The 26,482-nt window shown below is 63.1% G+C and carries 25 protein-coding genes and 1 pseudogene; 14 read left to right on the top strand and 12 right to left on the bottom strand.

All coding sequences use genetic code 11. The features are described from left to right. Together B0E51_RS14545 and B0E51_RS14540 are read right to left on the bottom strand one after the other, a co-directional pair. Positions 1-2,299: tetratricopeptide repeat protein (locus B0E51_RS14545; protein ID WP_143525939.1), on the bottom strand; the 2,299-nt coding region annotated here is incomplete at its 3' end. A gap of 4 nt (positions 2,300-2,303) precedes the next feature. After that, positions 2,304-4,385, bottom strand: coding sequence for a DUF3857 and transglutaminase domain-containing protein (locus tag B0E51_RS14540; protein ID WP_077445592.1), 2,082 nt, complete (start codon positions 4,383-4,385; stop codon positions 2,304-2,306). Here B0E51_RS14540 and B0E51_RS14535 point away from each other — a divergent pair. From B0E51_RS14535 to B0E51_RS14525, 3 genes are all read left to right on the top strand, one after another. Then, a complete protein-coding gene (locus B0E51_RS14535; RefSeq protein WP_254424531.1) occupies positions 4,384-4,752 on the top strand; it encodes a hypothetical protein in 369 nt (122 codons plus the stop codon). The genes B0E51_RS14540 and B0E51_RS14535 overlap by 2 nt on opposite strands. Positions 4,753-4,873: 121 nt before the next feature. Next, a complete protein-coding gene (locus B0E51_RS14530; protein WP_077445591.1) occupies positions 4,874-7,030 on the top strand; it encodes an AsmA family protein in 2,157 nt (718 codons plus the stop codon). A gap of 68 nt (positions 7,031-7,098) precedes the next feature. Then, positions 7,099-8,028 (top strand): DMT family transporter, encoded by a 930-nt coding sequence (locus B0E51_RS14525; protein WP_077445590.1) that lies wholly within the window; start codon positions 7,099-7,101, stop codon positions 8,026-8,028. Positions 8,029-8,043: 15 nt separating this feature from the next. Here B0E51_RS14525 and B0E51_RS14520 read toward each other — a convergent pair whose 3' ends face one another. Next, positions 8,044-8,940 carry a LysR family transcriptional regulator gene (locus tag B0E51_RS14520; protein WP_077445589.1) on the bottom strand — a complete coding sequence of 299 codons (897 nt, stop codon included), beginning with the start codon at positions 8,938-8,940 and terminating at the stop codon, positions 8,044-8,046. 131 nt (positions 8,941-9,071) lie between these two features. Here B0E51_RS14520 and B0E51_RS14515 point away from each other — a divergent pair, with 131 nt between their 5' ends. After that, positions 9,072-9,713 carry an NAD(P)-dependent oxidoreductase gene (locus tag B0E51_RS14515; protein WP_077445588.1) on the top strand — a complete coding sequence of 214 codons (642 nt, stop codon included), beginning with the start codon at positions 9,072-9,074 and terminating at the stop codon, positions 9,711-9,713. Positions 9,714-9,934: 221 nt separating this feature from the next. Here B0E51_RS14515 and B0E51_RS19780 read toward each other — a convergent pair whose 3' ends face one another. From B0E51_RS19780 to B0E51_RS14490, 5 genes and pseudogenes are all read right to left on the bottom strand, one after another. Then, complete coding sequence (locus tag B0E51_RS19780; protein ID WP_254424530.1) at positions 9,935-10,171, bottom strand: GDCCVxC domain-containing (seleno)protein; 237 nt, start codon at positions 10,169-10,171, stop codon at positions 9,935-9,937. Between the two features lie 37 nt (positions 10,172-10,208). Beyond that, a pseudogene (locus tag B0E51_RS14505) lies at positions 10,209-10,754 on the bottom strand (cytochrome c); the annotation flags it as partial. Positions 10,755-10,817: 63 nt separating this feature from the next. Next, positions 10,818-11,777: a copper resistance protein B gene (locus B0E51_RS14500; RefSeq protein ID WP_077445585.1), complete on the bottom strand. Its 960-nt coding sequence runs from the start codon at positions 11,775-11,777 to the stop codon at positions 10,818-10,820. Continuing rightward, complete coding sequence (locus tag B0E51_RS14495) at positions 11,774-13,522, bottom strand: copper resistance system multicopper oxidase (RefSeq protein WP_077445595.1); 1,749 nt, start codon at positions 13,520-13,522, stop codon at positions 11,774-11,776. The genes B0E51_RS14500 and B0E51_RS14495 overlap by 4 nt, the downstream gene beginning before the upstream one ends. A 76-nt stretch (positions 13,523-13,598) precedes the next feature. Continuing rightward, complete coding sequence (locus tag B0E51_RS14490) at positions 13,599-14,012, bottom strand: hypothetical protein (protein WP_077445584.1); 414 nt, start codon at positions 14,010-14,012, stop codon at positions 13,599-13,601. 141 nt (positions 14,013-14,153) lie between these two features. Between B0E51_RS14490 and rlmJ the strand changes: the two genes are divergently transcribed. From rlmJ to B0E51_RS14470, 4 genes are all read left to right on the top strand, one after another. Further along, positions 14,154-15,089 (top strand): 23S rRNA (adenine(2030)-N(6))-methyltransferase RlmJ, encoded by a 936-nt coding sequence (gene rlmJ / locus B0E51_RS14485; RefSeq protein ID WP_077445594.1) that lies wholly within the window; start codon positions 14,154-14,156, stop codon positions 15,087-15,089. Between the two features lie 288 nt (positions 15,090-15,377). Beyond that, entirely contained in the window at positions 15,378-15,881 is a 504-nt protein-coding gene (locus tag B0E51_RS14480) for a Slp family lipoprotein (protein ID WP_077445593.1), read from the top strand. 64 nt (positions 15,882-15,945) lie between these two features. Further along, on the top strand, positions 15,946-16,854 hold the full coding sequence (locus B0E51_RS14475) for a cation diffusion facilitator family transporter (RefSeq protein WP_077445583.1): 909 nt from the start codon (positions 15,946-15,948) through the stop codon (positions 16,852-16,854). A 106-nt stretch (positions 16,855-16,960) separates the two neighbouring features. Next, positions 16,961-17,500: a DUF2058 domain-containing protein gene (locus B0E51_RS14470; protein ID WP_077445582.1), complete on the top strand. Its 540-nt coding sequence runs from the start codon at positions 16,961-16,963 to the stop codon at positions 17,498-17,500. 4 nt (positions 17,501-17,504) lie between these two features. Here the strand turns inward: B0E51_RS14470 and B0E51_RS14465 are convergent, their stop codons facing one another. Next, on the bottom strand, positions 17,505-17,897 hold the full coding sequence (locus tag B0E51_RS14465; protein ID WP_077445581.1) for a VOC family protein: 393 nt from the start codon (positions 17,895-17,897) through the stop codon (positions 17,505-17,507). Next, positions 17,894-18,292 (bottom strand): MmcQ/YjbR family DNA-binding protein, encoded by a 399-nt coding sequence (locus B0E51_RS14460; protein WP_077445580.1) that lies wholly within the window; start codon positions 18,290-18,292, stop codon positions 17,894-17,896. Before B0E51_RS14460 ends, B0E51_RS14465 begins: the two co-directional genes overlap by 4 nt. 198 nt (positions 18,293-18,490) lie before the next feature. Here B0E51_RS14460 and B0E51_RS14455 point away from each other — a divergent pair, with 198 nt between their 5' ends. Further along, positions 18,491-19,096 (top strand): GNAT family N-acetyltransferase, encoded by a 606-nt coding sequence (locus B0E51_RS14455; protein WP_077445579.1) that lies wholly within the window; start codon positions 18,491-18,493, stop codon positions 19,094-19,096. 304 nt (positions 19,097-19,400) lie between these two features. Beyond that, entirely contained in the window at positions 19,401-22,949 is a 3,549-nt protein-coding gene (mfd, locus tag B0E51_RS14450) for a transcription-repair coupling factor (protein ID WP_077445578.1), read from the top strand. Positions 22,950-23,055: 106 nt separating this feature from the next. Here the strand turns inward: mfd and B0E51_RS14445 are convergent, their stop codons facing one another. Next, positions 23,056-24,051 carry an integron integrase gene (locus tag B0E51_RS14445; protein WP_077445577.1) on the bottom strand — a complete coding sequence of 332 codons (996 nt, stop codon included), beginning with the start codon at positions 24,049-24,051 and terminating at the stop codon, positions 23,056-23,058. A gap of 169 nt (positions 24,052-24,220) precedes the next feature. On the opposite strand from B0E51_RS14445, the gene B0E51_RS14440 reads away from it, so the two are divergent. Both B0E51_RS14440 and B0E51_RS14435 read left to right on the top strand, forming a co-directional pair. Continuing rightward, positions 24,221-24,691 carry a YcxB family protein gene (locus B0E51_RS14440; protein ID WP_139350746.1) on the top strand — a complete coding sequence of 157 codons (471 nt, stop codon included), beginning with the start codon at positions 24,221-24,223 and terminating at the stop codon, positions 24,689-24,691. Between the two features lie 54 nt (positions 24,692-24,745). Next, on the top strand, positions 24,746-25,084 hold the full coding sequence (locus B0E51_RS14435) for a hypothetical protein (RefSeq protein ID WP_077445576.1): 339 nt from the start codon (positions 24,746-24,748) through the stop codon (positions 25,082-25,084). A gap of 97 nt (positions 25,085-25,181) precedes the next feature. Here the strand turns inward: B0E51_RS14435 and B0E51_RS19530 are convergent, their stop codons facing one another. Beyond that, positions 25,182-25,472 (bottom strand): hypothetical protein, encoded by a 291-nt coding sequence (locus B0E51_RS19530; protein WP_168172642.1) that lies wholly within the window; start codon positions 25,470-25,472, stop codon positions 25,182-25,184. A 43-nt stretch (positions 25,473-25,515) separates the two neighbouring features. On the opposite strand from B0E51_RS19530, the gene B0E51_RS19330 reads away from it, so the two are divergent. Beyond that, on the top strand, positions 25,516-25,956 hold the full coding sequence (locus B0E51_RS19330) for a hypothetical protein (RefSeq protein WP_143525938.1): 441 nt from the start codon (positions 25,516-25,518) through the stop codon (positions 25,954-25,956). 67 nt (positions 25,957-26,023) lie between these two features. Next, positions 26,024-26,359, top strand: coding sequence for a ribonuclease E inhibitor RraB (locus B0E51_RS14425; RefSeq protein WP_077445574.1), 336 nt, complete (start codon positions 26,024-26,026; stop codon positions 26,357-26,359). Positions 26,360-26,482 lie beyond the last annotated feature (123 nt).

Raw genomic sequence — 26,482 nt, 5'->3', positions numbered from 1 at the left:
GAGGCGGTGGAGGTGACAACGCCGACTTCCGCGCGGCAGACGTCTGACGCAAACGATACATCGCAAGATGGTCACGCAATCGTTGCAAGTTCGGCGACTGTCCACCTTCAATCCGGGTCATGTCGGTCAGAGCCCGCTGCTCGATCGCCAGAGCCTGATCGAACTGGCCCTGCGCGGCGTAGCAGGCGGCGACTGTATCGCGACCGGCCGGGTCGAGGTCGCCACGCAATTCCATCGAGCGCGCGTAGCTCATGCCGAGCGACGGATTGTGCAGCACCGGATCGCGCGACGTGCAGGACCACCAGGCCAGGTCGTTGATCGCGGCGAAATTGCCCTTCGTCGCGGCCTCGCGCCACAGGGCCAGCGCCCCTGGCAAATCCTTGTGCCCACCGGCACCGTCAGCATAAACCTTGCCCAGTGCGGCCATCGCATCGGCATCGTGACCGGCCGCCGCCTGACGCAGCCAGCGCAATCCCTCTGCCGGATCGCGCTGCGGATTGTTGGCGTTGGTCAGCAACAGGCCGAGACGGCTCTGTGAGCTGACATCTCCAGCTTTGGCATCACCCGTCAACAGGGAACGCGCCTCGATGAAATCCTTGGGGACATGGTCGCCGTCGGTCAGCAGCCCTGCGAGAAAGCGACGCGCTTCGGCGCCGTCCGGGGCGGCGGCAAGCGAGCGCAAGTACTGCAGCCCCTGCGCCGGCGTGCCGTCCAGCCCCTGGCCACCGACTATGTAGAGATACGCCAGACTCGGCGCCGCCTGCTTGTCCTTTACCAGCACGGCGCTCTGAAGCCAGCGTTCCGCCACGACGAGGTGATCTGGCGCAGTGTCGACGTACTGGTGCCAGTAGCCGAGGTATTTCATCGCCGCGGCATTGCCCTGCGTGGCGGCACGCTCGTACCAGCCGAGCGCCTGCACCATATCCCTTGGCTCGCCCAGTCCGAACCGGTAAGCGTTGGCCAGATCCACCTGGGCCATGGCCAGCCCGGCGTGGGCAGCCTTTTGCAGCCAGCCCAGCCCCGCTGCGGTTTGCCCCTGTTGGCGGAGCACCAACGAATAGAAATACTGGGCATCGCCATAACCGGCCTGGGCAGCGCGCTCGAGCGCTGCACGCTGGACTGTATCAGTCGAGCTATTGTGCTCATGCCACTGGTGTGCAATCACCAGCAACAGTGCCGGCACGTCGTCGCCTGCCGCACGGGTCTGCAGACGCTGCCAGACCTCCGCATCGATCGAGCTGGCCACGTTGCCGCTGGCCAGGTTCTGCGCGTACCAGCGCAGGCCGCGACCATCACCCAGCCGCGCATCGGCCGCCAGCAACAGCTTCATGGCGGCGTCCCGATCCGCCTTTACTCCGTTGCCGGTGGCATAGGCGCGGGCGAGGAACAGCATGGCCTGGGCGGAATGGTGCTCGGCCCAGAGCAACAGGGCATCGACGGCCTGACTGCCGCAATCGTGACCCGCCCCTGCCAGGCACAGGTAGCCCAGCGCATAGGCACCCTCGTAGTTGCCGCGGCGCGACTCATCCTGGTAACCGTTGATCACGGTGGCATCAATCGGTTTGAGATGCAGCTGGTAAGTACGCAGTGCGCTGGCGGAATACGATTGCGGCTCTTTCGCTGCAGCCAGCTTGAGCAGTTGCAGGCCCAAGCTTTGCCGGGCGATCGGGTAGCGCAGCTTCGGATCACCCGACAGTTGTGCGAGGCTGTCGCTCACGTCGAAGCTCAGCCAGCGTTCGCGTTGCGCACTCGCGTCCCACATGGCCGCATGCAACGTCATCGGCGGTGTGTTGGAAAACACGTCGTAGTAGACGTACAGCAGTTGTTGACCCGAATGACGGATCAACGTGAAGGCATCGGAATTGGTGCTGATGCGGATCGGCGTGTTTTCCTCGCCGAGCGGGCGCGCGTCCAGGCTCTGCTTCAGCAGTGCAGCCATCGCCTGCCCACGCTGCGCGGCCAGCGCATCGTCGCCAACCGCTGCGGCGCAACGGTAGGCGATGTCCCACAACACCAGAGAGACCGGATCGTCCCGCAAGGACTGCTGCAGCGCCTGATCGCGCTGACGGCAAAGTCCGGCATCGATGGCCTCGCCGTTGCCATACAGCTCGGACGACAGTTTGTTGGCGGCCTGCCATGCCGGCAGGTCGTGCCGCTCGAACATTCTCTGCCACAGCACCGTTACCGGCGTATCAAGCGGCGTGGCAGCGGCCGCAACCGGCCGCTCCAGCGCACCGGCCTGCCATGCTGGTGCGACCAGCATGGCAGCGAACGCGGCACGGACCCATTTCCGCGACATTGGCTCAGCTCCCATGTGCATCCCCCTGCTCCATCACGCCGCGCAGCAGCTTGTCCAGCCGCTGGTCGCGATCCTGCGTGTCACCCGCGCCGGCTGGCGCCCGGAAACTCAGACGCGTGAAGATCTGTTCGCGCGTCTTGCGCATCAGCTCGAAATGCGCCGGAAAGTCGGCTGCAGACACGTCTTCGGTCAGCCCGCTGTAATGGTTGACGAGCACGACATGGTTGCCGTCGATCTCGAGGCGGTGCTCGAATTTCATCGCCGTATCCCCCAGCTGCTGGGACGCCGGCAGGTTGATCGACGACCAGCCGCTGGGCACATCGAAGCGTATCGTCTGCTCCACCTCGACAGGCACGCCGATCGCGTACGGTGCGCTGCGCCTGGCCACCTGCGGCAGGTTCATCAAACCGCCGATGGCATCGGCGTTCAGATCAATGGCACGGCCAGCGTGTTCCACCCAAGGGTCGGCAAGGTGATATTGCGCGGTGATGACCAGCGCCCCGGTATCGGCATTGTCGTGGATCGCCGGTGCGGCACCCTCCAGCTCGCCGAAGCGACGACGGTAGTAGTCGGAATAGCTGCGCGCGAGTTCGTCGGCGGACTTGACCTGCAGCTGCTGCCGCATGCCCTCGGCGACACTGCCGCGGAATTCGCTGCGAAGCTCGAGCCGCACGCCGCGCCCCTGCGGATCGGGCACATAGTGCTCGTCGACGCTGATGTGGTCGACCGCGCTCGACTGGCGCTGGATGTCCACCAGATCGTGGCTGTCCGGCGATACCGGCAACGCGGTCCCGAGCAGGTCGCGCGACAGGCTGCGAACCGGACCGCGCTGCTGGGTCTGGGTGGCATCCAGCCACAGCACGGTATCCGGCAGGCGTACCTGCACGATCACGTGGTCGAAGGCATTCGGACTGGCCGGCCAGTCGTGCACGCCACGACTCTCGGCGGCAGAGACCATTGCCGGATAGGCTTCGATGCCCATCGCACGAAGGATCGTGGCGAGCAGGCGCGCCTTGTCCTTGCAATCACCGTAACGACGCGTCCAGGTTTCGGCGGGCTCGGCCGGGCGGTGCGAGTTCTCGCCCAGCTCGACACCGAAGTAACGCACCTCCTCCTGTACGCTGCGCAAGGCCGCGGCAATCCGCTGATCCACGTCAGGCAAAGCCTGCCACTGACGAATCCGCTGCTGCAGGTCGGCCGGCAGCGGCTGGGGTGTCGGATAAAGCTTGCGCGCCCATGCCGCCACATCGCTCCAGCTGCGCTTGACCGAAACATTGAGACTACCTGTGGGCGAGTACCAGCGGGGGTAAGAACCCTCGTTATAGACCGCCGGAAGCTTCGCCAGGTCCAGCGATACCGACTCGCTGTCGCCCTGGTTGACTACGGTCGGTGGAGCCAATCCCTTCGAGGTGCGCACGTCCAGCGGCAAACCTGCGTCCCACCAGACCCGTGCATGGCGCTCCAGAATCGGCTCGAACCAGTCGGAGAAGAATTGCTCGGCCTCCATGCCGCCCAGGATCGGATTGGAGCCGCTGATCGTGTAGCTGATTCTCACCACATCGCCGGCACGCACATCGTCCAGCACGATCAGCGCGCTGACCTCACCGGTGGCCATGTCGCTGCTGTCGAAGCTGCTTTCACGCCGCGCCAGGGTCACCGTGTCCGGATTCAGGCGCTGTTGCCACACGCCGTCCCGGCGCAACTCGACCCGGTGCAGGGTGAGCGTCTCGAAATCGGGATTGAAATTGATCGCGAACTTGCCGGCTTCGCGCACCATCTCTTGGCTGACCGGCTCGTAGACCCTGTCGACATAGACATCGCGATGGCCATGGCGCCGATCGATCTGGGTGTCCATCAGCCAGAAACGCCAGCGCTCCCCGTTGGCACCAGGCGCGTCCGTCGGCCAGCGATCGGCCACCTTGCGCACTTGGACCCAGGCAGGCGCCGGCGCAACGTCGAAGTGATACCCACCATGCTGGTAGCTCTTGCCGTACGACGGCGCCCCCACCAGCAGTAACAGCATGCCCAGCCATAGCCACACGCGGCGTACGCGGAAGTGGCCGCGCACCGTTTCCCTGTCCTGCATGAATCCCCCGATTCCCGCCCAGCGCGGCTTCCTGATTAGAGCCGGGAAAACCCGGTTTAGACAAGCCCTCGGCGATCTGCAGGCCGGCAGCGATGCCACTGCGTTTGCCGCAGTGATCAGCGGACTGCCCTTGCTGTCGATGCCAGCAAGCCAGGTCGCGGCGGTTATCCAGGGCGTGTTCGAGCGGCAACTGCATGCGGACGGAGCGTTCTACCAGTTCACCTATGGCCCGCGCTGCCCGTTGCCACGTCGTCTGCTGCAACGGCTGGATCTCGAGGCGGTGCGCATCGGCAGCGTGTTGTTCAATCTGCCACCGACTGCGGTGTATCGCATCGGTCGACGCCAGCGCAACCGCGTTGCGACGTAATGCCGTTGACATGAATCCCTGCTGAGTCTTTCGCGGGCTTCCACACATAACCTTGTCATTGGCTGCGCTATCAGTGGGAGCCAGAGCTCGCTGTTGCAGGGCGTCGCGCGGGAAACAACCGATGAAACGCAGCCGCAAGGTATTGAGCCGGATCGTGGGTGCACTGCTGGTATTGATCGTCGTGGTGGTCATCGTCATCGCCACTTTCGACTGGAACCGTCTCAAGCCCTACCTCAACGAGAAAGTCAGCCACGCCATCGGTCGCCCGTTCGCGATCAATGGCGATCTGAGTGTGGCGTGGCAACGCGAACCGGCCGAGGGCGGACTGGCTGCATTGTTGCCATGGCCCGAATTCACCGCGCGCGATATCCAGATTGCCAATCCGTCCTGGGCAAATCAGCCGCAGTTCGCGCATCTGGATGGCCTGCGTTTTCGTTTGTCGCCACTGGGGCTGCTCGTCCATCACATCAGCATTCCGTCAGTGCAGCTGGTACAGCCGAGCATCGATCTCGAACGCAACAAGCAAGGACAGGCCACGTGGGACTTCAGCCCGCCGCAAAGTGGTGCACCGTCGGCGTGGGCGCTCGACCTTGGCGCGATCGGTTTCGATCGCGGCCAGATCGCACTGGACGATGCCGCCAGCCGGGTGAAGCTCCAGCTCAGCGTCGAACCGTTGCAGCAGGCGATCCCCTACGACCAGATCGTGGCGCAGGAATCGGCTGATGCACGTGCGCAGGCCGGCAAGACGGCCGGCACGGCCGCAGGCAAGGCGGTGACCAACGCCGGAAATAACGATACGGACAGCGAAAACCATGCCGCCAGCAAGACGAGCTACCAGTTCGCGTGGAAGGCCGATGGCACGTATCAGGGTGTGCCAGCCAGCGGCAGCGGCCGGATCGGTGCGGTGCTGGCCTTGCAGCAGAACGGCCAACCGTTTCCGGTGCAGGCCAAGCTGCATATCGGCGACAGCCATATCGCCCTGGTCGGTACGCTGACCGATCCGGCGCATCTGGCCGCACTCGATCTCAAACTGTGGTTCACCGGCTCCAGCATGGCCAAGCTGTATCCGATCATCGGCGTCACCTTGCCGGACACTCCGCCATATGCCACCGAAGGGCGCCTCACCGCCGAGCTCCATCGCAACGGCAGTCATTTCAGCTATCAACATTTCCGCGGACGCGTCGGTGGCAGCGACCTGGCTGGCGATCTCGATTACACCACGGGCAGCGCGCGGCCCAAGTTGAGCGGCACGGTAAAATCGCAACTGCTGCAATTTGCCGATCTGGCACCGCTGATCGGGGCCGACTCCAACGCTGAAAAACAGCAACGTGGCGACGCCACCGCCCAGCCTTCCGACAAGGTGCTGCCCGTCGAGCCCTTCCGCACCGATCGCTGGCAGGCAATGGATGCGGACGTGCAATTCAGCGCCGCGCGCATCGTGCACGGGCCGAGTCTCCCGATCGAATCGTTGAGCACCCATCTGATCATGAGCGATGGCTTGCTGCAGCTGGACCCACTGAACTTCGGGCTGGCCAGCGGCACCATCAGCAGTCATATCCGCCTGGATGGCGGCAACTCACCCATGCAGGGCACGCTGAAACTGGCCGCGCGTCATCTCAAGCTCAAGCAGCTGTTCCCGGAATTCGCACCGATGCAGACCAGCTTCGGCGAGATCAATGGCGACGCGGATCTCGGTGTGCGCGGCAACTCGGTGGCTGCACTCCTGGCGCATGCCAACGGCGAACTGAAGCTGCTGATGAACGACGGCGCGATCAGCAAGACTTTGCTGGAAACCGCCGGCCTCAACGTCGGCAACATCGTCATCGGAAAACTGTTCGGCGACAAGACCGTGAGGATCAACTGCGCCGCTTCGGATCTGGTCGCCACCGACGGCTCGTTCGATGCTCGCTTGTTCGTGTTCGATACGGAAGACGCGACCATCAATGTCAGTGGCACTGCCAACATGGCCAGCGAACAGCTCAACCTCGAGGTCACGCCCCATACCAAGGGACTGCGCATCTTCTCGTTGCGCTCGCCGCTTTATGTCAAAGGCATGCTGAAGAATCCCGACGTCGGCGTGCAGAAGGGGCCATTGCTGATCCGCGGTGCCGGCGCCATTGCACTCGGTGTATTCGCCGCTCCGGCCGCTGCGCTGCTCGCCCTGGTCGCGCCCAGCCACGACACCGGCAACGACAACACCTGCCGCATCGTGCTGCAGCAGTTGCGCAGCTCCGGCCGGATGATGCCGTCGAACAAGGCACCGGCAGGCAGCAAGTAGCTGCATCGCAGTGCACTGCGCGCGGATGCCGGCGCTAGAATGCTGGCACTCCTCCGCGCGAACTCCCCATGCAACCCGTCAACCAGGCCCGTTTGCAGATTCATTTCTGCGTGTTGCTGTGGGGCTTCACTGCGATCCTCGGCAAGCTGATTACGCTGCCGGCGTTGCCGCTGGTGTGGTGGCGCATGCTTCTGGTGGTTACTGCGTTGCTATTGATGCCGAAGGTCTGGCGCGGATTGCGCGCGATGCCGGCCCGACTGATCTGGGCGTACGCGGGTATCGGCGTGCTGGTGTCACTTCATTGGCTGAGCTTCTATGCGGCGATCAAGCTGTCGAACGCCTCGGTCGGTGCCACCTGCATCGCGCTAGGACCGGTGTTCCTCGCCTTCATCGAACCGTGGATCGCCAAACGCAAATTCGATCCGCGCGAACTGATGATCGGTGTAGCCGTGGTGCCGGGTGTGATGATGGTGGTCGGCGGCGTGCCACATGACATGCGCCTGGGCATCGCGGTAGGCGTGCTGTCGGCGCTGTTCGTGGCGCTGTTCGGCTCGCTCAACAAGCGGCTGGTCGAACACGGCGATCCGCTCACGGTCACCTGCATCGAGCTGGGCACCGGCACGATCTTCCTCACCGCGCTGGCGCCGCTGCTTCCGCATGCCGACCCAGCTTTCGTGTTGCCTGACATGCACGATGCACTGCTGCTGCTCGCGCTCTCATTCGGCTGCACCTTGTTGCCGTTCACGCTGGCGCTGGTGGCACTGCGCCACATGAGCGCGTTCGGTACGCAGATGGTGACAAATCTTGAGCCGGTCTACGCGATCGTGCTGGCGATCGTGCTGCTGGGCGAGCAGCACGAACTGGACCGCTGGTTCTACGCTGGTGTGGCGGTGATTCTCGCGGCAGTATTCGTGCATCCGCTGCTGAATCGTCGGCAGCGCGGCACGAAGCAGCCCGAACTGCTCGGCACCACCGAAAGCCACAGCATCGTCGACTGACTGTTGCCGGATGACTTACGCGCCGGCGAGTCGTCCGCGCAGATGGTCGATGAAGCTGCGCACTTTTGCCGGTGGCTGCCGCCCCGGATAAACCGCGTGGATGCCGCCTTCGGGCAACCGATACTGCGCCAGCAACACCACCAGCCGGCCGGCGCGGATGTCTTCTTCGGCCAGGTAATCCGGCAGCACCGCCACGCCGGCACCGGCCAGCACCATCGCACGCACCGCTGCCGCGTTGTTGGCCTGGGCCACCGGCTTCATGCGCACCGTGCGCCGGCTGCCACCACTGCTGACGAAGGTCCAGCGCAGTGGCGTCGCCAGCACCGACATCGCGATCCAGCCATGCATCGCCAGTTGTTCCGGACGACGCGGCGTACCGTGGGCAGCCAGATACGCGGGTGTAGCCACCACCATCTGACGGAAACTGCCCAGACGGACGGCATGCAGGCTCGAGTCACGCAGCCAGCCCACGCGTATCGCCAGGTCGAAGCGCTCGGCTATCAGGTCGTTGATCCGGTCGCCGATCACCAGATCGACCAGCACCTGTGGATGCAGCTGGCAGAAACTCGCCAGTGCCGGCGCCACCACCGCCATGCCGTAGTCGGTCGAGGTGGTGAGGCGCAAGGTGCCACTGGGTGTATCGCGATTGCCGCCCACCCGCGCGATCGCCACCTCGGCATCGGCGAGCAGGCGTACGCAATCGGCATGGAAGACCGTGCCCGCCTCGGTCAACGACATGCGTCGGGTACTGCGCAGCAGCATCGTGGTGCCCAGCTCCTGTTCCAGCCGGGCCAGATGCTGGCTGACCATCGCCTTGGTCAGTCCCAGCTGCTCGGCCGCCGCGGTGAACGAGCCGGCGCGCACCAGCGCCACGAACACGGCCAGCCGGTTGAGATTGACTTCGTTGGCCACAGGCTCACCACTGTCAACTATAGGTTTACAGTGAATTATGCATCGGGCGGTTTATCAAACCAATCATGGCGCGCATGCTTTGCCCTCATCGCCGCCGACGATCCACTGCGCGGCACCTACCGGAGCCACCCATGAAAATCGCACTGTTCGGCGCCACCGGCCATCTCGGCCAGGGCATCCTCCATGAAGCGCTGTCGCGCGGTTATGACGTCGTCGCCGTAGTGCGCGACCCGAGCCGCCTCACCCAGCGCAACGACAAGCTGAAGGTCGTCACCGGCGATGTCGCCCAGCCGGCAAGCTGGCTCGATGCCGTGCGCGGTGCTGATGCTGTGGTAGCCAGCCTGTCCGCGCGTCGCGACAGCAACCCCGACAGCGTGCCTGCGAATGCCGGCGTGTTGCTGGACAACCTGCCGAAGGCAGGCGTGAAGCGCCTGTTGTGGGTCGGTGGCGCCGGCTCGCTGGAAGTGGCGCCGGGCGTCAAGGTTATCGACGATCCGCATTTCCCTGAAGCCTGGAAACCGGAAGCGATGGCACAGAGCAAGGCGCTCGACATGTTCCGTGCCAGCTACGCCGACGTGGACTGGACCTATATCAGCCCGGCCGCCCTGATCGAGGACGGCGAGCGCAGCGGCAAGTATCGCATCGACGGCGACCAGTTGCTGGTCGACGCCAACGGCGTCAGCCGCATCACCGTTCCCGATTACGCGGTCGCCCTGCTCGATCGCATCGAAAAGCACGACGCCCTGCGCCAGCGCATCACCGTCGCCTATTGAGCGGACCTGCACTTAGGAATGGTCTGAATAAGTTTTGGTCCGTCATTCCAGCGAAAGCTGGAATCCAGCGTCTTCAGTGACTTGCAGTGGCGCTGGATCCCAGCCTTCGCCGGGATGACGAGTTATTCAGACCATCCCAGGTAACTGCGCAGGATCGACAGCACGAGTTTCGGCCCGGTGCCGCTGCTCCTGGCCGCCAGCGGCACCGGGCTCCTGCCGGATCAATGACCGCAGCAAGATGTCTGCAACTGTACCGGCGGACACGGCGCGTTGCCGTAGGAGCAGAACACGCAACAGTCACCGGATTTGGGTCGCAGCATTTCGCCACACCCCGTGCAGTCGTAAAAGAACTGGCAGGCGTCGGTCGGCATCGTCTCGGTGACCTGATGGCCGCAATGCGGACAGGTCAACGTACTCTGCAAGATCATTTCAGTGGCCGTGCCGCGTGTGCCTGTCATCGGTGGTGGCATCGCGAGTGGAATCCTTGACTACCGGTTTGGCGGACATCTGCATGTCTTGCATGTCCGCCGCACCATGCGCACCTGCATCGCCGTGGTCGCTGGCTTCATCCATATCTTCGTCCGGCGGCGCCCTGGCCACAATGTCCTTGTACTGCGTCGGCGAGAGATCGGGCAACTTCTGCAGGAACGCCACCATGCTCCAGATGGTGGCGTCGTCGTGACTGGAGCCCCATGCCGGCATAGCGCTCATCTTGATGCCGTGCTTGATCACCCAGAACGCTTCGCGCGGACCGGATTTGAACTTCGACAGTTCGGGTGGTTGCGGATACAGCCCTGGCCGAATTTCGGAATCGGCCATGCCTGGTGCCCGATGGCAACCGGTGCACATCGCCGCGTATTGGCCTGCACCCTTGAGAATCAATTGCGGATCGTCGAGGTTCGGCACTGTGAGATCCTTGGCGTGCCACGCGATCGAGCGCTCGCGCAGCGTCTGCATCAGCGCATAGACCGGCCGCGTGTGATGATCGTCGGCGCCGATGTTGTAGATGCCGGAGTAGACGAACGCGCCGATTCCGACCATACCGATGACAATCAGGGCTGCGGTAGTTGTGATGATAGTCGTGAAGTGTTTCATGGACTGTCCTTAGAACCAGATGCGCAGGCCAGCCACCCACTGCCGATCCATCGACGGCTGACCATCCAGCCATGCGTAATCAGCTGTCGCGCCATGGCGATGTATCCACACGATGCCGATGTAGGGCGCGAACTGCCGACTGACTTCGTAGCGCAGGCGCAGGCCCAACTGGGTATCTGAGAGGCCGCTGCCGACACGGTTGGCCGGATCGTCGCTGCCGTAGAGATTGAGCTCGAACTCCGGCTGCAGGATCAGCCGCTGCGTGAACAGCAACTCGTATTCCGCGCGGAAGCGTGCGGCGGTGCGGCCTGATGGCCCAAGGTAGCCGGTCGCTTCCAGCTCGAACCAGTACGGCGCCAGCCCCTGTATCCCGAATGCAGCCCACTGGCGATGCAGACCCTCACCCACGTCCTGTCGCACGCCGAACTGGATGTTCCAGAACGCAGCGACTGCATGACTCCACAACGCCTCGACCTGGCCCTCCTCGATGCGGCCATGTTCGGCATCGCCCTCGCTGCGCAGCCACAGCTTGTCGCTGTCGTAGCCGTACCAGCCCTCCACGTCCCACGCCTGGCCGTTGGTGTAACGGCCGTCGGTGAACTCGAGCTGGTCGATCTTCAGCATGCCCAGCGGCTGATGGTCGAGCATGTCCATGCCCGGCATGCTGCCTCGGGCGGTGCCATCGGAATAATCCGGGCTGCGCGTATCTTTTGTTGAGGTGCTGCTGCCGTGATTCATGCCCGGCTTCGCGGCAGGTTTCGTCGCCGGCATCGCGTCGTGCTTCGCCTCCGGCTTCGTGTCGTGGCTCATGCCTGGTATGGCCATCTGGTCCATCGGCATAGGCGGATTCGCTGGCATATCGGCACTACTTTGCGCGATCGCGGCCAGCGGCCATGCCAGTGACAGGCTGGCTGCCAGCAGAAGGCGACGCCAGCGAAGCGAAGTGGATGTCTGTCTGCGCATGCTCATGACACCACCACCTCGCGCATCATGCCCGCCTCCATGTGGTAGAGCATGTGGCAGTGATATGCCCAGCGCCCAGGCGCATTGGCAGTCACCGCGTAACTGATGCGCTGCGCCGGCTGCACGTTGATGGTGTGCTTGCGCACCTGGAATTCACCGTCGGCATCCTCCAGCTCGCTCCACATGCCATGCAGGTGGATCGGGTGATTCATCATGGTGTCGTTGACCAGCACGATGCGCAGCCGTTCGCCGGTGTTGAAATGCAAGGGTTTGGCATCGGAGAACTTCACCCCATCGAACGACCACATGTAGCGTTCCATGCTGCCGGTGAGGTGCAGTTCGATCTCGCGGCCGGGTTCGCGCGTATCGATCGGGCCGCCGATCGTGTGCAGGTCGGCGTAGGTCAGCACACGCCGGCCGTTGTCGCGCAGACCGACGCCGGGGTCGTCGAGGTTCGTGCGCGGTGTGTTCACGCGCATGTCGACAGCAGGCCCCACTTCCGTGCGCGCATGGCGCACCGCCGGTGCCGCGCCCATGTCCATGCCTGCCATATCACCTTGATCCATGCCGGCCATGTCATGCGACGCATGTGCGCCACCCATATCACCCATCATGTCCTGCATGCCAAGCCAGACGCGTGCATCCATCGCAGGCACCTCAGCCTCCATGCCTGGCCGCGACGCCAGCGTGCCGCGTGCATAGCCGCTGCGGTCGATCGACTGCGCGAACAGCGTGTAGGCACGCTCGTCCTGCGGCTCCACGATGACGTCATAGGTCTCGGCGACCGCGATGCGGAATTCGTCGATCGCCACCGGTTCCACGTCCTGGCCATCGGCACTGACCACAGTCATCTTCAGACCCGGAATGCGCACGTCGAAAATCGTCGCGGCCGAACCATTGATGAAGCGCAGGCGGATCTTCTCGCCGGCGCGAAATATCCCGGTCCAGTTGCCGGCCGGCGTGGTGCCGTTCATCAGATAGGTATAGGTACTGCCCGACACGTCGCTCAGGTCGGTCGGATTCATGCGCATCGCATTCCACATGCGCCGCCGTGCCAGCGCCGGCGCGAGTCCCTCGCGATGCACGTCGCGCATGAAATCGCCGACGGTGGGCTGGGCCCGGTTGTAGTAGTCGCTCTGCTTCTTCAGCTTCGCGTAGACATGCTCGGGGTTTTCATCGGTCCAGTCGTTGAGCATCACCACGTAGTCGCGATCGGCGGGATGGCGCTCGGGGCCGTCCGGCTCGACCACCAGCGCGCCGTAGAGTCCGGTCTGCTCCTGGAAGCCCGAGTGCGAGTGATACCAGTAGGTGCCGGACTGGCGCAGCGTGAACCGGTAGACGAAGGTCTCACCCGGCGCGATGCCGGGAAAACTGATCCCCGGCACGCCATCCATCTGGAACGGCAGCACGATGCCGTGCCAGTGGATCGAGGTAGGCACGCGCAACCGGTTGGTGACGCGCAGGGTGACGGTCGAGCCCTGGCGCATGCGCAGCACCGGTCCCGGCACGCTGCCGTTCACCGTGGTGGCGAGCCGAGCCACTCCGGTGTAGTTCACCGGCGCCTCGATCACATCGAGTGAAAAATCGGTGCCGCCCGGCACGATCGGCTGGCCCGCGCTGGTCAGTGCCCAGACCGGCGACGAGCGCCATAGTCCGATGCCGGCAAAGGCGCCGCCCAGCGCCAGGCCCTGCACGAAACGACGACGGGAGTAGCTCGGCTGTGCGTCTGCCGAGGGATAAACAGGTTTCATGGTGCAGCTCCACATAGCGTGCTCCGGCGTGGCCGGAGTCGGTCATGGCCAGCGTCGCGCAGTGAAGCGCGACAGGTCAGGTCAGCTTGGGGAGCACGACCAGTGGAGGTCGCAGAGGTGGTGCATGCATGAGCTTGGGCGCGACCACCAAGCCTGGTGGAACAGGCATCGCCGTCGGTGCCACCGGGAAAAGCGCTGCCATGGCCATGACCGGCAACGCCGTGCCGCACGTCGCTGCACAGTGACAGGTATTCGTCGTGCCGTGACCGGCATGGTCCTGACCGTCGCAACACTCGGCCTTGGCCGGCACGGTGTGATGCATCTGATCGGACATCTGCGCCAGATGCATGCCGTGATCGACAGCAGGCACGATGCCCTTCATCCCGCCTGGCGCCGCATGCACCGGCGCCACCGCAAGCATCAGCCACGCCAGCCATGCCATTACCCGAAGGTGCGGCAAGCGTGCGAGGTGGCGAAGCGTATGGTGCATCGGTGCAGCTTAGGCGCTGCGCTGTCCTGCCTCAACTCTGGACCTGCATCCATCAGGCTTCGCGCCCGGTGATCGAAGCCTCACGACGGGAACCGCACACCTGCCCGTCTATACTTGGCCACCCTGCCCGCCGTGACCGCCATGAATTACCGCCACGCCTACCACGCCGGCAACTTCGCCGATGTCCTGAAGCACACCGTGCTGCTCGCGCTGATCGAGGCGATGCAGGCCAAGCCGACGCCGTTCTGCTACATCGACACACATGCCGGCAGCGGCCGCTACGCACTGGACGGTTTCGAGGCAAAGAAGACCGGCGAGCACAAGGACGGCATCACGCGCCTGCATCCGGCCGAGAAGGTACCGCCACTGCTGCAACGCTGGCGCAGCCTGATCCTCTCCGGCGAAGGCAACGAACAGGGCCTGAAACACTACCCCGGCTCGCCACTGCAGGTCGCCCGCCTGCTGCGCCCGGACGACAGCGCGCAGCTGTGCGAACTGCATGCGGATGAAGCCGCCAAACTGCGCGAACTGCTGCATCGCGACCCGCGCATGCATGTGCACCAGCGCGATGGTTACGAGGCGTTGAAGGCACTCGTGCCGCCGAAGGAAAAGCGCGGCCTGGTACTGATCGACCCTCCGTACGAAGCGCAGGAAGCCGAGTACAGACAGATCGAGAAGACCCTGAAGGAAGCACTGCAGCGCTGGCCCACCGGCGTCTACGCCGTGTGGTATCCGATCAAGCTGCGCAGCCAGGTGCAGCCCTTCCTGCGCGGCCTGCAGCGCAGCAGCGCAAAACGCGTGCTGCGCGCCGAACTTCTGGTGCATCCGGATGATTCACCGCTGCGCCTCAACGGCTCCGGCATGGTGATCCTCAACGCACCGTGGAACCTCGACGATGTGCTGCGCGAACCGCTGCGTGCACTGGCCAGCCTGCTGTCGCAGGATCGTCCAGCCGAATGGAAGCTGGACTGGCTGCTGCAGGAAGGCGCGGAGCCACCCGCGCCGAGCCCGTTGCCGCCATCGCGACTGGCGGCAGCACGACCACCGTTGCGCGGCGGTCCCGCGCGCAAGCGTTGACGGTAGCTAGTAGCTATACGAAAGCCCTCCCAATTTCGTCATTCCGGCGAAGGCCGGAATCGCTTTATCGACAGCAAACCTGGTCGCTCACTTTGCCTCTCGCAAGATCAACAGCGATTCCGGCCTTCGCTGGAATGACGGCAAAAATGCAGATCGTCCAGTTTCTATACATTCCGCTTCCGGCATCGCTACACAACTCGCCCACGCAGCTTGTTGTAGCGTAGACAACCATCCATCATCCCTTTCATGCAGACCGTTCTCGCTCAGTCGTCCACTGGAGTTTTGACCATGTCCGTCGCTGCCCGCCACCTAGCCGCCCCGTTGCTCGCGCTGGCCCTGGCCGCCTGCGCACCGGCGCCGATCTACCAGAACGTGCCGAACGCCGTCGTCGCTGTGCCGTCCCAGGTGGCCCAGTCTCCCGAGCATTTCGCCGGCAATGAAGTGATCTGGGGCGGCCGCATCGTGCAGGTACAGAATTTTGCCGACCACAGCGAGGTCGAGTTGCTGGCCTATCCGCTGGACTCCTCCCAGCGGCCGAAGGCGAATGACAGTGGCAATGGCCGCTTCATCGCAGTGATGCCCGGTTACGTGGAACCGCTCAGCTATCCGCCGGGCGCGTTGATGACGGTCAGCGGCAAGCTCAACGGCAGTCGTGCCGGCAAGGTCGGTGAGGCCAGCTACGTGTTTCCGCTGGTGATTGCGGCGCAATCGCACGTCTGGACACCTGCGGAAATGGAAAAGGGCCGCAACAACATCCACTTCGGCGTTGGCGTGGGCGTCGGCATCCGCTGAGTCTTCCCGCAAAATTCTGCGACACCGCTAGACTGCGTGATCACCTCACAAGGATCGACACCGCATGTCCGGTCACGCCAATTCGCTGAAAGCGATCCTGCTCGCGCTCGGCGCCAATTTCGCGATCTTCGTCACCAAGCTGTTTGCGGCCGTCATCACCGGCTCCGGCGCGATGATGGCCGAAGCGGTGCACTCGCTCGCCGACTGCGGCAACCAGGGCCTGCTGCTGCTCGGCATGCGCCAGGCCAGACGGCCAGCCTCGGACGAATATCCGCTGGGCTGGGGCCGCGCACTGTATTTCTGGTCCTTCCTCGTGGCGATCCTGCTGTTCAGTGTCGGCGGCATGTTCTCGGTCTACGAGGGCATCCACAAACTCACGAATCCCGAGCCGCTGAAGTGGCCGTGGCTGGCGCTCGGCGTGCTGGTGTTCGGCATCGTCGCCGAAAGTTTCTCGATGCGCGGTTGCATGCAGGAGGTCAACAAGGCACGCGGCACGCAGAACCTGTGGACGTGGTTCCGCGGAACACGCTCCAGCGAACTGCTGGTGATCTTCGGCGAAGACCTGGCCGCCCTGATCGGCCTGTGCCTGGCCACGCTGGCGATCGGCCTGACCATGCTCACCGGCAACCTGATGTTCGATGCGATCGGCACCATCGCCATTGGTGTCCTGTTGCTTGTCGTGGCCGTGCTGGTGGCCATCGAGGTCAAGGCACTGCTGATCGGCCAAGGCGTCGAACCCCGTCGCCGCGCCGAACTGCTCGCCTTCCTCAACGCTCGCACGGAAGTCGCCGAGGTACTGAACCTGATCACCCTGCAGATGGGCCCCGACGTGATGGTCGCGGTGAAGGCACGCATGCAGCCGGTGGCCAGCGATCGCGAACTGATAGACGCGATCAACACCGTCGAGTCAGCGATGAAGGCGGAGTTCAGCGACGTGATGTGGAGCTTTTTCGAGCCGGACAATGCGGATTGAATGCCGGATGGGAATGGCTCCCGCCTGACCCTCCGTCCGGCAGATGGGCGCGGATGCCCGCGCTACAATCCCCGTTCGTTACTCAAGACAAACCATAGTCATCCCCATGCGCAATCCCCTGCAAGAACAACTGCTCAAGGCCGGTCTGGTCAACAAGGCCAAGGCCGCTCAAGTGGTGCGCGAACAGGCGAAGAATCACAAGGGCAAGACGCCCGCGCCACCTAGTGCCGAGCAGATGGAAGTAAAGCGGCTTCAGGCCGAGAAGGCCGAACGCGATCGGGTACTAGCGGCGGAGCGCAATGCGCAGGCACGTGCCAACGAAGCGCACGCGCAAGTTCGGCAGATCGTCATGGATCACAAGGTGAAGCGCGAGGGCGAGATTGCCTATCGATTCACCGACGGCGACACGATCCGGGATGTACTGGTCAACGAGGCATTGCGTGCGCAGCTGGCCAGCGGCACGCTGGTGATCGTGCGCCACGACCAGGGTTACGAGCTGCTGCCCCGCATCGCGGCCGACAAGGTGTATGCCCGCCATGCCGAGATGATCGTGCTTGATCACGGCCGCACGGAGGCCGGTAGCGATAATGGCGAGGACGACGAGTACTACCGGCAGTTCCAGGTGCCGGACGATCTGACCTGGTAGCGCGTCAGCGCTTCAATTCCAGCAGGTCCCAGCCATTGCCGTAGAGGTCATCGAACACCGCCACTGTGCCGTAGGCCTCGTAACGCGGCTCCTCGCGGAAGTGCACGCCTTCGGCACGCATGTGCTGCCAGTCGCGCTGGAAATCGTCGGTGTTGAGCAACAGGAAGACACGGCCACCGGTCTGGTTGCCGATGCGCGAAACCTGTTCGTCACCCTTCGCCTTGGCCAGCAACAGGCGGGTTTCGCTGGAACCGGGCGGTGCCAGCAGCACCCAGCGCTTGCCGCCGCCCATGTCGGTGTCCTCGATCAGCTCAAAGCCTAGCGCGCGGGTGTACCAGGCGATTGCCTCGTCGTAGTCGGCGACCAGCAGCGCCAATGCGCCGAGATGCTGCTTCATTTTTTTGCCTTCAAGGTCGGTGACTCGCCCAGCTGCGCCTGCAGTTTCTTCGTCAGCCTGGCGCGTACCAGGGTGTATGCGTCGCGGACGAACAACTCCAGTTCGCCGGTGCTGTAGCGTTGTGGTTCGATGACTGAAATCCAGTGTGCGCGTGCCATGTACGGCGCCGGGATGATGCCCGGCTGATCGGTCAGCTCCAGGAAGCGCTCGTCGGCCACCTTGAACGAGAGCCGGCCGCCCTCGCTGCCATCCGACGGCGTCACCACGAACATCTTGCCGCCGACGCTGAACACCAGATCCGCACCCCATTTGATGTCGCGTGTTACGCCAGGCCACTTGCCGCACAAGGCCTCCAGTTGAAGGGGTGTGAGGCCACTAGCCCGCTTGCTGGTCATGCCGCTGCTCCACTGGAATCCGGTGCACATTGTGCAACTCACAGCCAAAACCTGTCTGCGCAAAGACTGTATGCGGTGCCGCAGCATGATGGTGCTCACTACCGGCACCAAGCTGGGTGGCCCATGTATCCACGACCACCGCCCGTCATTGCAAATTCATGTTGCGTTGCACACAATACGCAAAAGTATGGAGCTGCCATGATCCCTGCCATCGACTTTGTTGCCCCCAACCGATTTGCGCCCCTGCCGCCGCGCAGCCGCGAACGCTTCGCCCGTCCATGCGTGGCGCCATCAAGTGCGGGTGAAACGGTGCGTACCCACGACGGCCGTGAACTGGTGCTGCGTGCCATCGAACCCGGCGACGTGGCGGCGATGCAGCGCTGCTTCACCCGGCTGTCGCCGGAGGACATCCGCCGCCGCTTCCTGCACGCGATGTCCGAACTGCCGGCGCCGATGGCGCAGCGGTTGTGCCGCATCGACCCGACGCTGGAAACCGCCTTCGTACTGATGGACGAGACGGTGACGCCAGCCGAGATGCGCGGCGTCGGCCGCATCTTCGTCGACGAGGCCATCGACAGCGCCGAGTTCTCGGTGCTGGTGGAGCAGGACTGGACCCGCATCGGCCTCGGTGCGCTGCTGATGCAGCGGCTGGTCGATGATTGCCGCCGCCGCGGCCTCGCCGAACTGTGGGGCTACGTGCTGCTGGAAAACCGGCCGATGCTGGAGCTGTGCAAGGAGCTTGGCTTCAGCCAGCGCCTGATCCCGGATGAGCCGGGTACGGCGCAAATCACGCTGAAGCTCTGATTTGACACTTCGCCCTGCCGAAAAGCTCGAACGGCTAGTCTTTCTGCCGTCATTTCGGCGAACCCCACAAAAGGGGGCAAGGGCCGGAGAAGTTTTTCAACAGCGCAGCTGGTCATCCCGGACTTCACGAGAATCAAGATGGATTCCGACCGTTGCCCCCTTTTGTGGGGTTCGCCGGAATGACGAAGTTATGGTGTTCTTCGACACCTCTGCGCGATAGAGAGGGAGCAGCAGCGCATCGCGTTACACTTGCCCGCTTTCCCCGGCGCGGCTCGATGGCGGCGCCTTGAACTTGCGTCCCCCTATGTCCAGCCTGATCAAGCATCCACCACTTCCCAGCACCCCCAAGCAACGCCGCTACTGGACGCCCCCCCACGGCTCCGCGCGGGCGCTGCTGATCGCGGAGGCGACACGCACACACGACGGCCTGCTGGTGGCGGTAACCCGCGACACCCAGCGTGCGCAGGCGCTGGAAGCCGAGCTGAAGATCTTCGCCGGTGGTCTGCCGGTGCTGCATTTCCCCGACTGGGAAACCCTGCCCTACGACGTTTTCAGCCCGCATCCGGAGATCGTCTCGCAGCGCATCGCCACGCTGTACCAGCTGCCGAGCGTGAAGCGCGGCGTGCTGGTGGTACCGGTGGCCACGCTGATGCAGCGCATCGCACCGCGCGCGCACATCACCGGCTCCGGACTGGTACTGGCCAAACGCCAGAAACTCGACCTGGTCAGCGAGCAACGCCGACTCGAGGCCTCCGGCTATCGCAACGTGCCGCAGGTGGCCGAGCCCGGCGATTTCGCGGTGCGCGGCGCCCTGCTCGACATCTTCCCGATGGGCACCGCCGAGCCGTATCGCATCGAACTGTTCGACGACGAGGTCGAATCGATCCGCAGCTTCGATCCGGAAACCCAGCGCTCGCAGCACCAGGTGGAGAAGATCGAGCTGTTGCCTGCACGCGAGTTCCCGCTCACCGAAGAAGCGGCGAAGGAGTTCCGCGGCAACCTGCGCGAACGCTTCCCGATCGACGTGCGCCGTTGCCCGCTGTATCAGGACATGAAGGAAGGCGTGACGCCCGGCGGCATCGAGTACTACCTGCCGCTGTTCTTCCGCGAGACCGCCACGCTGTTCGACTACCTCGCCGACGACGCGCTGTTCGTGCTCGGCGAAGGCGCGGGCGATGCCGCCGACCAGTTCTGGACGCAGACCGCCGAGCGCTACGACCAGCGCGCGCACGACATCGAACGCCCGGTGCTGCCGCCGGCCGAGCTGTACCTGCCGCCGGAACAATTGCGCGAGCAGCTCAACAAGCGGCTGCGCGTGGAAGTGGCCGACAGCGGTCACGAACATGTCGTCGACAGCGGCACGCAGCCTGCACCGGAGCTACCGCTCAACCGCAAGGGCGAGGAGCCGGGCACGTCGCTGCGACATTTCCTCGCCAGCTATCCGGGCCGCGTGCTGATCGCAGCGGATTCGGCGGGACGGCGCGAGGCGCTGAATGAGACGCTGGCCGGCGCCGGATTGAAACCGCAGAACGTAGAGGGCTGGCAAGCCTTTCTCGGCCGTCATCCCGGCGAAAGCCGGGATCCAGTGACTTCGCCGTTGCAGGCACTGGATTCCAGCCTTCGCTGGAATGACGAGCAGAAGAGCAGCGACGAATCAGTAAAGTTCGCCATCACCATCGCCAGCCTGGAACAGGGCTTCGCGCTCACCAAACCCGCGATCACCGTGCTCACCGAGCGCGAGCTGTACGGCGAGCGCGTGCGCAGCGAGCGCGACCGCAAGCGTCGCCGCGGCACCGCGCGCGATCCGGAAGCGATCATCCGCGATCTCACCGAGCTCACCCTCGGCGCCCCGATCGTGCATGTCGATCACGGCGTGGGCCGCTACCAGGGCCTCGTCTCGATGGACGTCGGCGGCATGGATGGCGAATTCCTCACCATCGAATACGCCAAGGGCGACAAGCTTTACGTGCCCGTGGCGCAGCTCGGCCTGGTCAGCCGCTACTCGGGTACCGCGCCGGAACTCGCGCCACTGCATTCGTTGGGTGGCGATGCATGGGAACGCGCGCGGAAGAAAGCAGCCGAGAAGGTACGCGACGTCGCCGCCGAACTGCTGGCGATCTACGCGCAACGCGAAGCCCGCGGCGGCGAGTCGATGCCGATCGACCGCCAGCTGGTGGAGGAATTCGGCAGCACGTTCCCGTTCGAGGAAACCCCCGACCAGGAAACCGCAATCGAAGCCGTACTCGCCGATCTGGCTGCAGCGCGCGCGATGGACCGAGTGATCTGCGGCGACGTCGGCTTCGGCAAGACCGAAGTCGCCTTGCGCGCCGCCTTCGCCACCGCCACCGCCGGCAAACAGGTCGCCGTGCTGGTGCCGACCACCCTGCTCGCCCAGCAGCACTACCGCAACTTCGCCGACCGCTTCGCCGACTGGCCGGTGCGCGTCGACGTGCTGTCCCGCTTCAAGTCCACCAAGGAAGTGAACGAGGCATTGAAGCGCCTCGCCGATGGTCAGATCGATGTGATCGTGGGCACGCACAAGCTGCTGCAGCCGGATATCAAGTTCAAGAATCTCGGACTGGTGATCGTCGACGAGGAACAGCGCTTCGGCGTGCGCCAGAAGGAGCAGCTGAAGAAGCTGCGCGCCGAGGTGGATCTGCTGACGATGACCGCCACGCCGATTCCGCGCACCTTGAACATGGCGATGGCCGGCCTGCGCGATCTCTCACTGATTGCCACACCGCCGGCACATCGTTCGGCCGTGCGTACTTTCATCTCGGCATGGGACCCGGCGACGATCCGCGAGGCATTGCAACGCGAGCTGTCGCGCGGCGGCCAGGTGTATTTCCTGCACAATGAGGTGCAGAGCATCGATCGTACCGTACGTGAACTTGAAGAACTGGTACCCGAGGCGCGCATCCGCATCGCCCACGGTCAGATGCCCGAACGCGAACTGGAAGGCGTGATGGCCGACTTCCACCGCCAGCGCTTCAACGTGCTGGTGTGCACCACGATCATCGAAACCGGCATCGACATCCCCAGCGCCAACACCATCATCATCAACCGCGCCGACCGTTTCGGCCTGGCACAGCTGCACCAGCTGCGCGGCCGCGTCGGCCGCTCGCATCACCGTGCGTATGCCTATCTCGTGGTGCCCGACCGCAAGTCGATCACCGCCGATGCGCAGAAGCGGCTGGAAGCACTCGCCTCGCTGGAAGAACTCGGTGCCGGTTTCACCCTCGCCACGCACGACCTGGAAATCCGCGGCGCCGGCGAACTGCTCGGCGACGAACAGTCCGGCCAGATCCAGGAGATCGGCTTCGGTCTCTACACCGAACTGCTGGACCGCGCAGTGCGTGCGCTGAAGTCCGGCAAGATCCCCGACTTCGACCTCAGCAGCGAACACGAAACCGAAGTCGAACTGCACCTGCCCGCGTTGATTCCCGACGATTACCTCGGCGACGTGCATGCGCGCCTGACCTTGTACAAACGCATCGCCAGCGCGCGCAGCGAGGACGACCTGCGCGACCTGCAGGTGGAGATGATCGATCGATTTGGCCTGCTGCCGGACAGCACCAAGCAATTGTTCGCCGTGGCCAGCCTGAAACTGATGGCTACCCCGCTCGGCATCCGAAAACTCGACTTCGGCGCCAACGGCGGGCGCATCGTGTTCCGTGAAAAGCCCGACGTCGATCCGATGCTGATCATCAAGTTGATCCAGCAACTGCCGCGCGTGTACAAACTGGATGGCCAGGACAAGCTGAAGATCACTCTCGACCTGCCCGGCGCCACCGAACGCATCCGCAGCGCGCAGGAAGTGCTGATCCTGCTCGGTGCACGTCGACCGGGCTGACGACATATGCAGGGGCGCACCCTGTGCGCCAATGCTTTTTTGCAAGATCACTACAGAGCATTCGCGCACAGGGCGCGCTCCTACAGCCGGCAACGCGGGTTGAGCCTCAACGATCCAGCGGACTCAGCACACCGTGCCCGCCGCGATTGAGCACATGCGTGTAGATCTGCGTGGTGGCCACATCCTTGTGGCCAAGCAGTTCCTGGATCGTACGGATGTCCTGCCCAGCCTCCAGCAAGTGGGTGGCAAAGGAGTGTCGCAGGGTATGGCAAGTGGCTGGCTTGACGATGCCGCCCCTGAGCCGCGCCGCGCGCACCGCGCGTTGCAGCCCCGCCTCGTCGAGGTGATGACGGCGCAACTCGCCGCCACGCGGGTCACGCGAAAGCTGGCCCGAGGGAAACACATATTGCCAACCCGGTTCGCGCGGCGCCGACGGATACTTGCGCGCCAACGCATGCGGCAACCACACCGCGCCATGGCCGGCAGCCAGATCCTGCTGATGGATCAGGTGCGTCCGTTCGATCTGGGCGGCCAGCGCCGCGCGCAATCGCTGCGGCAACGGCACATGCCGATCCTTGCCGCCCTTGCCGTCCCGAACACAAATCTGGTTGAGTCCGAAATCCACATCCTTGATGCGCAGACGCACGCACTCCATCAGGCGCATGCCCGACCCGTACAGCAACGACGCCATCAACGCGAAGCAACCATCCATCATCGCCAGCAACCGGGTCACCTCGTCGCGCGAAAGCACAACCGGCACCCGTTGCGGGCGCTTGGCCCGCACGATCGTCTCCATCCATGGCAATTCGATCGACAACACTTCCCGATACAGAAACAGCAACGCCGAAAGCGCCTGATTCTGGGTACCTGCCGCCACCCGCCCCTGCGTCGCCAACGTGCTGAGAAAACCCTCCACCTCGGCAGCGCCCATGTCACGCGGATGCCGTTTGTCGTTGGACAGAATGAACCGCCTGATCCAGCCAACATACGCCTGCTCAGTACGCAGGCTGTAATGCTTCAGGCGCAACCGCGCACGCACCTGATCCAGCAGCCGCGGCGTTTTCGCCTCCGTTACACCCGCACTTTCGCCTGCGTAACTCATACACCCTCAAAAGTGTCTGATAACACCGACATCCTGCAGCCATAGCCACGATGAAGCTGCAGTGCAAGCGCATGATTTAATGTAGGAGTTCGCCGCTTGAACGATCAGGAACGGAACTGCATACTCGGCGCAACACCTCACTTTTGGGGTCTACTAAGCGTTAGACCGCATGAACTACTCCCTTAGCTATCGCTCATCTCGATCCGAAGTCTGGCGCTTTTACTGGGACGCTTGGAGAGCGCGTCTTTGGCGCGTGCATCTGCTTGTCGCCGCTGTACTCGCGTTTGTGCTGCCCGACATACTTGGTGTTCCTCCTGCAATCCGCTCCTACGTGCTGTACTTCTTTGGTGCTTTGCCAGCTGTAACGCTCTTCTTTGCTCTGTGGCCGCAAGTCATGTTCAAGAGCAAAGAACGCACTCTTCTTGTCGGGCCGGATGGCTGGTCAACCAAAATTGGCAACAAATCTGGCTCACGACGCTGGGCGGAGATTGCATCGGTTCAAGAAGCAAGAGACTCTGTGGTAATCACCAGCACTACGGGCAATGCTCTAATCGTTCCTGCACGCGCGTTCGTGGACGACGCGTTCAAGGGTCAGTTCGTCAAAGACTCGCAAGCATGGCACCGCGCGCATGCGGTCTAACATTTCGTTCAAGGCGGACGGCTACGCCGCCGCTTAACTCCAGCGTTAGCTTCTATGAGCCTTGCCGAACTAAAAACTGACGGATGGGAATTGGAGGATGGCGAAGCTCGTCATGCAGAGGCTCCTACTACCTTCGAAATTCCTCCTGCCGTAGAGAGAAATTCGCTGCAACCTGGTCAAATCGTCAAGCTCATGTTCCGCATCGCACTAAGTGACGCGAACGGCGAAGAGTCTGAACATACAGAGCGCATGTGGGTAATAGTTGGCGGCCGGGTCGGAACGTTCTACGTCGGCACTCTGGACAATGATGCCGGCTGCACCAATGAGTTCAAAGCAGGACTAAAAGTCGTGTTTGCTCCGCGCCACGTTATCCAGATCTGGCGCGAAAGCTAACATCTCGTTCAAGGCGGACGGCTGCGCCGCCGCTTAACTCAAGCGTTAGAGCGCAATGATGGCCAATAAGGTAATCGTGCAGTTCAAAACGGACGCGTCAAGCGATCTTGATCGTCTCTTCCATGTCGAGGAGACGTTGTTTCAAGCATTCTCTCAATGCAACGACGGTTTCGTGGACGGTCATGACATCGGGCAAGGTAAGTTCAACATCTTCATCCACGTCCAAAGCTCGTGGGCTTCGGTCCTTGAGCGAGTAGAGGCATTTCTCAAGTTGCGTGGCGTCTTGGAAGAAGCCGTCATCGTCAAATTCCAAGGCAAAACCGAGCGCTACCAAGTCGTCCGTCCAGCAACGTACGACGGCGAGTTTGCGCTCTAACATTTCGTTCAAGGCGGACGGCTACGCCGCCGCTTAACTCTAGCGTTAGGCCGTCATGCAATTGAGCATTCGAAAAGTACTACTTGTGGCATTTCTTCTGGCATGCCCACTTGCGCAGACCAGCGCTGGTGACCTGAAGCAATGTCGTGGCAACGCCGTAGTAGCAGGCTCCTGCTTTGCGGTACATGGACGCATCGGGCGCTATTTTGGAAATCCCGAATGGCGTATATGGCCTGTCGGCACGCAACGACTGCTTGGTGTAGTGCCGGATCCCGTGGAGTCTGGAAATTCAGAAGTCGTAGCGCTGGGAAGAAAACTGCAGGAAGATCGAGTTTATGTGGCATTTGCCGACTTCCAAGTTTGCCCGCTTGAAAAAGAGGTTCTGGGTTCGCTGCAAGATGTATGTATCGAGAAAATCCAGAAAATTTCAATAAAAGTCTGCAAGCCTGACGCCAAGAATTGTCACATTGAGCGCTGGCATGATGTCGAGCGTTAGGGCTGCCTAACATTTCGTTCAAGGCGTACGGCTACGCCGCCGCTTAACTCCAGCGTTAGGCCTGCTCATGAAACTTGTCACTACGTTGATGGAAACTGCCGCAGCTGACACGGACGTACTTCGGTCGCTTGATCGCAACGGTGATCGCTTTTCCGTATTCCGTAACGTAGATTTTCTTCTGGTGGCAACCGATGCAGAAAAGGCTGATCTCGTCGCGTCTTTCATTAACGATCACGGCTATGGCAAGGCCGTCCTTCAAGAGCCTGCGTCCATTCTCGTCACCATCAACATGCCCGTTGAGCAACCCGTAGTTTTATGTGTATCCGGCTTTTTTGCTTGTCTCGCACAGCTATTCGGCGTCGAGTACGATGGCTGGGGGTGTGTTGCACAGGCGCAAGCCTAACTACTCCGTAAGAGACTTCCGATCAAGCCCAGACGCATGATGCTTTTGCCCTGAGCTTTCGGGCCGCTGCTGGTTACCGTGTTGTCCTGTTTGTTGCGTCGTGCGTGTCAATGCTATGCGGGG

The organism is Rhodanobacter sp. C05 (assembly GCF_002001165.1).
In the GTDB taxonomy this organism is placed as follows: Bacteria; Pseudomonadota; Gammaproteobacteria; order Xanthomonadales; family Rhodanobacteraceae; genus Rhodanobacter.
This window is presented reverse-complemented; position numbering and strand designations above follow the sequence as displayed.

Bases quoted from the DNA above. Each gene is read 5' to 3' on its own strand.
- B0E51_RS14535 (WP_254424531.1), top strand. From the start codon at position 4,384: ATGAATCCCCCGATTCCCGCCCAGCGCGGCTTCCTGATTAGAGCCGGG.
- B0E51_RS14490 (WP_077445584.1), bottom strand. From the start codon at position 14,012: ATGCACCATACGCTTCGCCACCTCGCACGCTTGCCGCACCTTCGGGTA.
- B0E51_RS14435 (WP_077445576.1), top strand. From the start codon at position 24,746: ATGAGCCTTGCCGAACTAAAAACTGACGGATGGGAATTGGAGGATGGC.
- rlmJ (WP_077445594.1), top strand. From the start codon at position 14,154: ATGAATTACCGCCACGCCTACCACGCCGGCAACTTCGCCGATGTCCTG.
- B0E51_RS14515 (WP_077445588.1), top strand. From the start codon at position 9,072: ATGAAAATCGCACTGTTCGGCGCCACCGGCCATCTCGGCCAGGGCATC.
- B0E51_RS14540 (WP_077445592.1), bottom strand. From the start codon at position 4,385: ATGCAGGACAGGGAAACGGTGCGCGGCCACTTCCGCGTACGCCGCGTG.
- B0E51_RS14440 (WP_139350746.1), top strand. From the start codon at position 24,221: ATGAACTACTCCCTTAGCTATCGCTCATCTCGATCCGAAGTCTGGCGC.
- B0E51_RS14425 (WP_077445574.1), top strand. From the start codon at position 26,024: ATGAAACTTGTCACTACGTTGATGGAAACTGCCGCAGCTGACACGGAC.
- B0E51_RS14455 (WP_077445579.1), top strand. From the start codon at position 18,491: ATGATCCCTGCCATCGACTTTGTTGCCCCCAACCGATTTGCGCCCCTG.
- B0E51_RS14500 (WP_077445585.1), bottom strand. From the start codon at position 11,777: ATGAGCATGCGCAGACAGACATCCACTTCGCTTCGCTGGCGTCGCCTT.
- B0E51_RS14525 (WP_077445590.1), top strand. From the start codon at position 7,099: ATGCAACCCGTCAACCAGGCCCGTTTGCAGATTCATTTCTGCGTGTTG.
- B0E51_RS14530 (WP_077445591.1), top strand. From the start codon at position 4,874: ATGAAACGCAGCCGCAAGGTATTGAGCCGGATCGTGGGTGCACTGCTG.
- B0E51_RS14480 (WP_077445593.1), top strand. From the start codon at position 15,378: ATGTCCGTCGCTGCCCGCCACCTAGCCGCCCCGTTGCTCGCGCTGGCC.
- B0E51_RS14470 (WP_077445582.1), top strand. From the start codon at position 16,961: ATGCGCAATCCCCTGCAAGAACAACTGCTCAAGGCCGGTCTGGTCAAC.
- B0E51_RS14465 (WP_077445581.1), bottom strand. From the start codon at position 17,897: ATGAAGCAGCATCTCGGCGCATTGGCGCTGCTGGTCGCCGACTACGAC.
- B0E51_RS14475 (WP_077445583.1), top strand. From the start codon at position 15,946: ATGTCCGGTCACGCCAATTCGCTGAAAGCGATCCTGCTCGCGCTCGGC.
- B0E51_RS14495 (WP_077445595.1), bottom strand. From the start codon at position 13,522: ATGAAACCTGTTTATCCCTCGGCAGACGCACAGCCGAGCTACTCCCGT.
- B0E51_RS19330 (WP_143525938.1), top strand. From the start codon at position 25,516: ATGCAATTGAGCATTCGAAAAGTACTACTTGTGGCATTTCTTCTGGCA.
- B0E51_RS14460 (WP_077445580.1), bottom strand. From the start codon at position 18,292: ATGACCAGCAAGCGGGCTAGTGGCCTCACACCCCTTCAACTGGAGGCC.
- B0E51_RS14445 (WP_077445577.1), bottom strand. From the start codon at position 24,051: ATGAGTTACGCAGGCGAAAGTGCGGGTGTAACGGAGGCGAAAACGCCG.
- mfd (WP_077445578.1), top strand. From the start codon at position 19,401: ATGTCCAGCCTGATCAAGCATCCACCACTTCCCAGCACCCCCAAGCAA.
- B0E51_RS19780 (WP_254424530.1), bottom strand. From the start codon at position 10,171: ATGACAGGCACACGCGGCACGGCCACTGAAATGATCTTGCAGAGTACG.